General features: G+C 71.7%; 1 protein-coding gene. It reads right to left on the bottom strand.

Annotated features, from left to right (window positions below; all coding sequences use genetic code 11):
* The coding region (locus BWR60_RS36115) for a calcium-binding protein (protein ID WP_429913065.1) at positions 1-371 on the bottom strand (371 nt) is incomplete at both ends.

Genomic DNA, 371 nt, shown 5'->3' with positions numbered 1-371 from the left:
ATTCACCCCGGCATTGCCGGTCAGCGTGTCGTTGAAGGCCGAGCCGGTGGTGTTCTCGATGGCCGCCAGCGTGTCGCCCTGGGCGTCGCCGCCCGTGCCGGTCCCGTTCAGCAGGTTGACCACCACCGCGGCGGCCGAGGCGGCGTAGGTAACGGTGTCGRTGCCGTTGCCGCCCTGCAGCGTGTCRGCACCACCGAGGCCGATGAGCGTGTCGTTGCCGTCRCCACCGGCCAGGGTGTTGGCCCCGGCATCGCCGGTCAGCGTGTCGTTGAGGGCCGAGCCCGTGAGATTCTCGATGCCGGAGAGGACGTCGCCGGCGGCATCGCCGCCCGAGGCGGCGCCGTTGACCGTGACCACGACCGCCGCGGATG

Source organism: Inquilinus limosus, from assembly GCF_002195995.1.
Classification (GTDB): Bacteria; Pseudomonadota; Alphaproteobacteria; order DSM-16000; family Inquilinaceae; genus Inquilinus; species Inquilinus limosus_C.
This window is presented reverse-complemented; position numbering and strand designations above follow the sequence as displayed.